Annotated in this window: 9 protein-coding genes and 10 tRNA genes; all 19 read right to left on the bottom strand. The window is 31.1% G+C overall.

Annotated elements, in window-relative coordinates; genetic code table 4:
- Positions 1-85: 85 nt before the first annotated feature.
- Complete coding sequence (locus EHU54_RS03985; protein ID WP_400249053.1) at positions 86-256, bottom strand: hypothetical protein; 171 nt, start codon at positions 254-256, stop codon at positions 86-88.
- Positions 257-483: 227 nt separating this feature from the next.
- Entirely contained in the window at positions 484-669 is a 186-nt protein-coding gene (locus tag EHU54_RS03980; protein WP_400249051.1) for a hypothetical protein, read from the bottom strand.
- A gap of 11 nt (positions 670-680) precedes the next feature.
- Positions 681-983, bottom strand: a complete 303-nt coding sequence (locus EHU54_RS03975) for a hypothetical protein (RefSeq protein ID WP_400249050.1) — start codon at positions 981-983, stop codon at positions 681-683.
- A gap of 65 nt (positions 984-1048) precedes the next feature.
- The gene (locus EHU54_RS03970; RefSeq protein ID WP_277938482.1) at positions 1049-1231 is read right to left on the bottom strand and encodes a 6-phosphogluconolactonase; all 183 of its coding nucleotides are present in this window, start codon (positions 1229-1231) and stop codon (positions 1049-1051) included.
- Between the two features lie 65 nt (positions 1232-1296).
- Positions 1297-1623: an amidohydrolase family protein gene (locus tag EHU54_RS03965; protein ID WP_400249049.1), complete on the bottom strand. Its 327-nt coding sequence runs from the start codon at positions 1621-1623 to the stop codon at positions 1297-1299.
- Between the two features lie 141 nt (positions 1624-1764).
- Entirely contained in the window at positions 1765-2301 is a 537-nt protein-coding gene (locus EHU54_RS03960) for a hypothetical protein (protein ID WP_400249048.1), read from the bottom strand.
- A 23-nt stretch (positions 2302-2324) separates the two neighbouring features.
- Positions 2325-3017 (bottom strand): hypothetical protein, encoded by a 693-nt coding sequence (locus EHU54_RS03955; RefSeq protein ID WP_400249047.1) that lies wholly within the window; start codon positions 3015-3017, stop codon positions 2325-2327.
- A 95-nt stretch (positions 3018-3112) separates the two neighbouring features.
- A tRNA-Phe gene (locus EHU54_RS03950) sits at positions 3113-3188 on the bottom strand.
- Positions 3189-3193: 5 nt separating this feature from the next.
- Positions 3194-3269 (bottom strand) — tRNA-Asp (locus EHU54_RS03945).
- Between the two features lie 2 nt (positions 3270-3271).
- Positions 3272-3346: transfer RNA gene (locus EHU54_RS03940), tRNA-Met, on the bottom strand.
- A gap of 51 nt (positions 3347-3397) precedes the next feature.
- A tRNA-Ser gene (locus EHU54_RS03935) sits at positions 3398-3490 on the bottom strand.
- A 32-nt stretch (positions 3491-3522) separates the two neighbouring features.
- Positions 3523-3599: transfer RNA gene (locus EHU54_RS03930), tRNA-Ile, on the bottom strand.
- 1 nt (position 3600) lies between these two features.
- Positions 3601-3677: transfer RNA gene (locus EHU54_RS03925), tRNA-Met, on the bottom strand.
- A gap of 31 nt (positions 3678-3708) precedes the next feature.
- Positions 3709-3784 (bottom strand) — tRNA-Ala (locus EHU54_RS03920).
- Positions 3785-3799: 15 nt separating this feature from the next.
- Positions 3800-3876: transfer RNA gene (locus EHU54_RS03915), tRNA-Pro, on the bottom strand.
- A gap of 22 nt (positions 3877-3898) precedes the next feature.
- Positions 3899-3975: transfer RNA gene (locus EHU54_RS03910), tRNA-Arg, on the bottom strand.
- A 41-nt stretch (positions 3976-4016) separates the two neighbouring features.
- Positions 4017-4092, bottom strand: a tRNA-Cys gene (locus EHU54_RS03905).
- Between the two features lie 90 nt (positions 4093-4182).
- A complete protein-coding gene (locus EHU54_RS03900; RefSeq protein WP_400249054.1) occupies positions 4183-5802 on the bottom strand; it encodes a DAK2 domain-containing protein in 1620 nt (539 codons plus the stop codon).
- Between the two features lie 111 nt (positions 5803-5913).
- The gene (locus EHU54_RS03895; protein ID WP_400249046.1) at positions 5914-6252 is read right to left on the bottom strand and encodes an Asp23/Gls24 family envelope stress response protein; all 339 of its coding nucleotides are present in this window, start codon (positions 6250-6252) and stop codon (positions 5914-5916) included.
- Between the last annotated feature and the right edge of the window lie 274 nt (positions 6253-6526).

Here is a 6526-nt window from a genome sequence, read left to right as displayed (position 1 = left end):
AAATCAAATTTATCAAATTTCATAATTTTAGATTCCTATAATTTCTATTTTAAATATATTTTATAGGAATTTTAAAATAACTAGGTTATGCAAGAAGTCTAATATATAAGCCTTCATTTCCCCGCGTGATTCCACTTGTCTTTTTAGTACAACCAAAATCAGAAAAGTAATCCTTTGCAACTGGCCCATATTTTTTTAATAAATAATTAACGCATTCAGCATATGACTGTGATAATAATTGTTCAATTTCAGTCATATAGCATACCCCCAATCTTAAAATTAAGAGCGTGTTTTAATTATTATCTAGTTAGTAAATAGTACTTAAATTGTATCACTCAAAAAAAAGTTTTAATAAAAAACTCTTTTGAATAATTACTAGGTCCAATTTTTCTCACTGATATTGTTATACTTCTGCTAAAAAAGTATTTCTTTAAACAAAAAAAGGTTTTTATTAAAATTATTAAATTTTCTTTCAATTCATTTTTAACTAAGATTAATTCCTCGTGTTTGTAATAATCCAGCCGCTGCTTTATCAACTACAACAGTAACATCTTGATGCATTTGCAAAGCTGTATAAGGTCATAAGTTACTAATTTCACCTTCAACTAGTTGCTTAACCGCATGTGCTTTATTTGTACCATTAGCAATTAAAATAATTTTTTTTTGCATTTAAAATTGATTTAATGCCCATTGACACTGCTTGCTGGGGAACATCACCTGGTGAAGTAAAAAAAACGAGTATTAGCTTCAATTGTTGAAGGAACTAAATCAACAACACATGTTAAAGAATTAAAATCTGCTGGTGGTTCATTAAAACCAACATGCCCATTAGTACCAAGACCTAATAATTGTAAGTCAATTCACCCTGCTTTTGCAATTAAATTATCATATTCTTTCGCATAAGCAATATAATCACCTGTCCCTAATGGTACATAAATATGCTTTTTATTAATATTTAAGTGATTAAATAATTTTTCATTCATAAAGTAACGATAACTTTGTGGGTGGTTTGGTTCTAAACCAATGTATTCATCTAAGTTAAAAGTTGTTACTTTACTTCAGTCTGTCTTATTTTTTTATAATCTTCAATAATATATTGATAAGTTGTTTCTGGTGATGAACCAGTTGCTAAACCAAAAACAACTTTTGGATTTTGCTGCACATAATTTACAAAAATTTGTCCAACAACTTTCCCAATTGCATTTTTATCTTCAACAATAATTAATTTCATTTTTTATTCCTCCCTATTGTTTTATAATTTATTAAAATAAATTTCTATTTTTGTGTTAAATGATGTTATGAATAAGCAATTTCACCTTCACATAAAGTCATTAAAACTTTTAAGTCAGCATCTAACACAACTAAATCTGCTAATTTACCAACAGCGATTGAACCAGTCGTTGAATAAATTCCTAATTGTTTAGCAATATTAGTGCTAGTAACTAATGCTAAATCTTGGAATGAACAATTAGTAAACTGCTGAAAATTACGAACACAATAATCATAGGTTGCAACTGACCCCGTAATTGTAGTTGTGCCTTTAATGACAACTTGTTGTCCAGTTTTAACAACTGGCAATGGCCCAAATTGATATTCACCATCAGGTAATCCTTTTGCAAGCATTGCATCAGTTACTAAGCAAATTCCTTTTGCTCCTTTAATTTTATAAGTTAAATTAATGATATTTGGATTAATATGAATTCCATCACTAATTAATTCACATAAAATTTCATCAAAATTTAATGCAGCAGGAACAACACCAGGCTAACGATGATCATATTTGCTCATAGCATTATATAAGTGTGTTACATGGTGGACTCCCATTGCTACTCGTTTTGCGACTAAATCATATGTTGCATTTGAATGTCCAATTGATGGTAAAATTTGATGTTCTAATAAAAACTTTGTAAAAGTACCATTTTCTTCTTCAGGCGCATATGTGACAATCCGAATGTTATTACTTGAAGCTTCTATTCATTTTTCTAACAGGTGAATGTTTGGTTCTTGTAATAATGTTCCATCATGTGCACCTTTAAAATTACGGGAAATAAAAGGTCCTTCTAAATGGACACAAATTTGTCGTGCTTGCGGGCTCTTATTATAATTTTTCATATAATCTTGATATACCGTTAAAATTTTTGTTAAAGTATCATCACTGCCAGTAATAATTGCTTGTTGTAAATCATAACCTCTTTGGTCAGTATGACCTGCTGTAATTTTAACAATTTTATTATCTTTAATTTCAATTCATCCATTTGAAATTACTTCTTCACAAATTATTTTCGCATTTTTTAAAATCATTTTGTCTTTCTCATCTTTCTATCTTAAAACTTAAAATTTAGTGGTAGTTTTTTAAGATCAAAGGTAACTTTCTTATGCCCCAAGCAACGATAAAACAATGCTAAAATTAACATATGATTATTTTCCCGAATCAAATAAGTTTGCTTTCCAACCGTAATTTTAACACCAATATCAATAAATTCAACATTTGAAATATCTGTTAAATTAAACTGAACTACTTCCTTATTATTATTCTTATCTAAACCATCAATAATAAACCGCTTATTAGTAATTAATAAAACACCCTTACAAAAAAACTTAATATCTTTATGGGTTGTAAAAAGATGAATATTAACAGCATTATTTTTAAAATGGCACTTTTCCTTTGATTGTAAATCAAATGCCACTGGTAAAACTTTTAAGGGACGTCATAATGTAAAATTAACTTCTTCAACATTATAAATAAACTCTTGTTCACGACCAGTTAGCACTAAATCTAACTTCCGTTGATATTTATAAAACCGATGAATAAAATCTTGGGTATAAGCAAAATTTTTTAAAATTCAACGTTTAAAAATTCAATATTTAAAATTACGGAAATTCTCAGTTCCCATCTTTTTCTGATAACGGTCTAAGACAAAGCGTGGTTTATATTTAAAATTGTCTTCATTTAACGCAAACTTTCACTCTTCACGTTTTAAATAAAAAGTTATATCTTTTGTCAATCTTGAAAACATTCCCATCACCTTTATTAATTATATAACAAAAATAAAAAACTCTAAACTAATCTACGATTAATTTAGAGTCTAGGGTTATTTTTAACTAAATTCAATGGTGGTTCAGGACAGAATTGAACTGCCGACACTTTGAGCTTCAATCAAATGCTCTACCAACTGAGCTACTGAACCACGATTGGCGGTCTTGACGGGACTTGAACCCGCGATCTCCTCTGTGACAGAGAGGCATGATAACCACTTCACTACAAGACCATTGGTTGCGGGGGCAGGACTTGAACCTGCGACCTTTGGGTTATGAGCCCAACGAGCTACCACTGCTCCACCCCACAATTTTAATACTATCATAACTTAACTTTTAATTGCAAGTTTTTTTAAAAAAATGGCGGAAGATGAGGGATTCGAACCCCCGCGCGGCTTTCACCGCCTGTCGGTTTTCAAGACCGATCCCTTCAACCAGACTTGGGTAATCTTCCAAAAAATGCTCGGAAAGCAACTAAATAATAAATGGTGGACCCTACTGGACTTGAACCAGTGACCATCCGGTTATGAGCCGGATGCTCTAACCAACTGAGCTAAGGGTCCATGGTAGCGAGAAAGAGACTTGAACTCTTGACCTCCCGGGTATGAGCCGAGCGCTCTAACCAGCTGAGCTATCCCGCCATATCAAGTTTAATTGCTTTACTAAAGTTAATGGTGGACCCGAACGGGATCGAACCGTCGACCCCCTGCGTGCAAGGCAGGTGCTCTCCCAGCTGAGCTACGGGCCCAAAATAGTATAAAAATGGTCGGAAAGACAGGATTCGAACCTGCGACCCCTCGGTCCCAAACCGAGTGCTCTACCAAGCTAAGCTACTTTCCGAAAAAAATAACATTTAAATAAATGGCGCGCCCAGAAGGATTCGAACCCTCAACCTTTTGATCCGTAGTCAAACGATCTATCCAATTGATCTATGGGCGCATAAGAAATAAATCAGTATTTAAATGTTGAGCAGATTTAAATGGAGGCACTAGTCGGATTCGAACCGACGATCGGGGAGTTGCAGTCCCATGCCTTAGCCACCTTGGCTATAGTGCCATAAAATCTAAACCCCTACTATATTATCATATTCATAATTCATTTCAAGATAAATAAATAAAAAAATTAAATTCATTCTATTATTTTTATTTATTCTACAGCAATTAAAAACGGATATAATGTTTGATCACCATCAATAAATTCATATTCAACATCAAAACTTTCATCTAAATATTTTCGAATTGCATTAATATCGCGTGTTTCTGCTTCTTCACCAGCAAAAATTGTAACAATTTCTGTTGATTTTGTAATTGCTCGGTCAAACAAGTATTTCATTGTTCGTGATAAGGTTGGAAATGAACAAATAATTTTTTTATTCATAATTCCCATATATTCTCCTTTGTTAATTTTAACACCATCAATTGAAGTTGTTTTTGCTGAAACAGTAATTGACAAGCTTGTCACATTTTTAAGACTTGCTTTTAATGTTGAATAAATCTTTTTCGGTGTCTCTCCCGGTTCAAATGATAAAGCTGCTACCATTCCTTCTTGAATTGATGTTGTTGGCACAACATAGACATTGGACTTACGTTCAACTTTTGCTGCTTGTTGCGCTGCTAAAATTGCGTTACTATTGTTTGGTAAAATAAAGACATCAACCGCATCAACTGCTTCAATTGCACTTAAATAATCATCCGTTGATGGATTCATTGATGCTCCACCATTAACTGTAAATTGAATATTTAAATCAGTTTTGAAAAAATTAGCAATGCCATTTGATGGTGTGACAGCAATAATAGTGGCCGGATTTTTCAATTGCCGATCAATTTTAATTGTTTTAACATGTTTGGCTGCTTGTAAATTCATATTTTCAATTTTAATATTCTTAAACTCACCATGTTGTTGTAAAAAAGTTAAAATATAACCAGGAAGTAAAGTATGGACATGAACTTTTAAAATATCATTATCAACAACTGCAACAATTGATTTTCCACCTTGATCTTCTAATGTTTGGCGAATTTGCATTACATTAATTTTATTAATATGCTTATGATCTAACATTACAATTGCTTCAGTACAATAACCAAATTCTTCATTTTGTAAATCCATAACAACATTTTCACCAGTATTTTCAACCTGTTTTTTTCGTTGTGGCACAATTTTTCCTGTTTTTCAATATTCTGTAATGCCTTCAAATATTTTTACTAAACCAAAACCACCTGAATCAACAACACCAACTTCTTTTAAAACTGGCAGTAACTCCGGAGTATGATTCAATGACTCAGTTGCAAAATCAACAATTCTTTGGAATAACTCTGGAACAGGAATTTCTTTTTCTAATGTTGAAACATGTTCCGCAGTTTCACGAATTACAGTTAAAATTGTTCCTTCAACCGGTTTCATTACCGCTTTATAAGCAACCTCATTTGCTTGTGAAATCCCTGCTTTAACTGAATCAAAATTTAATTCATCAAATTCTTTTAAACCATTGGCAAAACCACGAAAGATCTGTGACAAAATAACACCTGAATTACCACGAGCTCCCATAATTAAGCCGCGTGCAAAAACATCAGCAACCTTACTAATTGACTCCGAATTGAGTTCATTAATTTCCTTAACAGCATTAGTCATCGTTAAATTCATATTTGTTCCCGTATCGCCATCAGGAACTGGAAAAACATTTAATTTATCAATTTCTGGATAAAAATTATATAAATTATTATAACCGCTGATCAATGAATCTTTAAAAGATTTTGCATTAAATTCCATTTCTATCACCTTTACATTTTTCATCAATTAATTTCCCTTTTTTAGTTCTCTTAAGTGATATAACTGTAAATCTTGCATCATTCAAATATCTCATTTTAATAAATTTCCTACCTAAATTAATAAGTCTTGAATATTTACATTCACATAAATCATAATATTGTTTGAATAAATATCCAGTTTTTCTAATTCATATTTAATCCTAATTTGTATTTCTCGGGCAATATCTTTAATATTTACTCCTTCTAGCAAAATAATAAAGATATCTATATAAAAATTACGACCATCTTGTCTCAATTTAATTGACTGTGAGTAATCTTTAAGTAGCATTATCACATTATCTTCATTATTTTCAGTATCATCAACCTTTGCGAATCCAGCGACCCCAGGAACTGTAATTACTGCTGCATGAACTAAATTTGCAATTTTAGCTACATTAATTTTTTCAATCATAAAAATCACCACTAAACTAAATTAACATTATTAATTATAACTAGAAAATATAATAAAGCAATAAATTTATTATATTTTCTTAATTAAATTGTTAACTTTTCGTTGTTTTTCCCATTTAAAATTATTTAAAAAAATCATCAATATTTGTTAACATATGACTAGGACTAACAAGTTTCTCTAATGTCTTCTCTTCCGCTAAATATTAGACTTCTTGCATAACCTAGTAAAATAATTGTAAATATTTTTAAAAAGACACTAATAGCAAATTATAATT

It is taken from the genome of Spiroplasma sp. ald (assembly GCF_044714355.1).
Classification (GTDB): Bacteria; Bacillota_I; Bacilli_A; order Mycoplasmatales; family Mycoplasmataceae; genus Spiroplasma; species Spiroplasma phoeniceum.
Note: the sequence above shows the minus strand (reverse complement) of the source record. Positions and strands in the feature narration are given on the sequence as shown.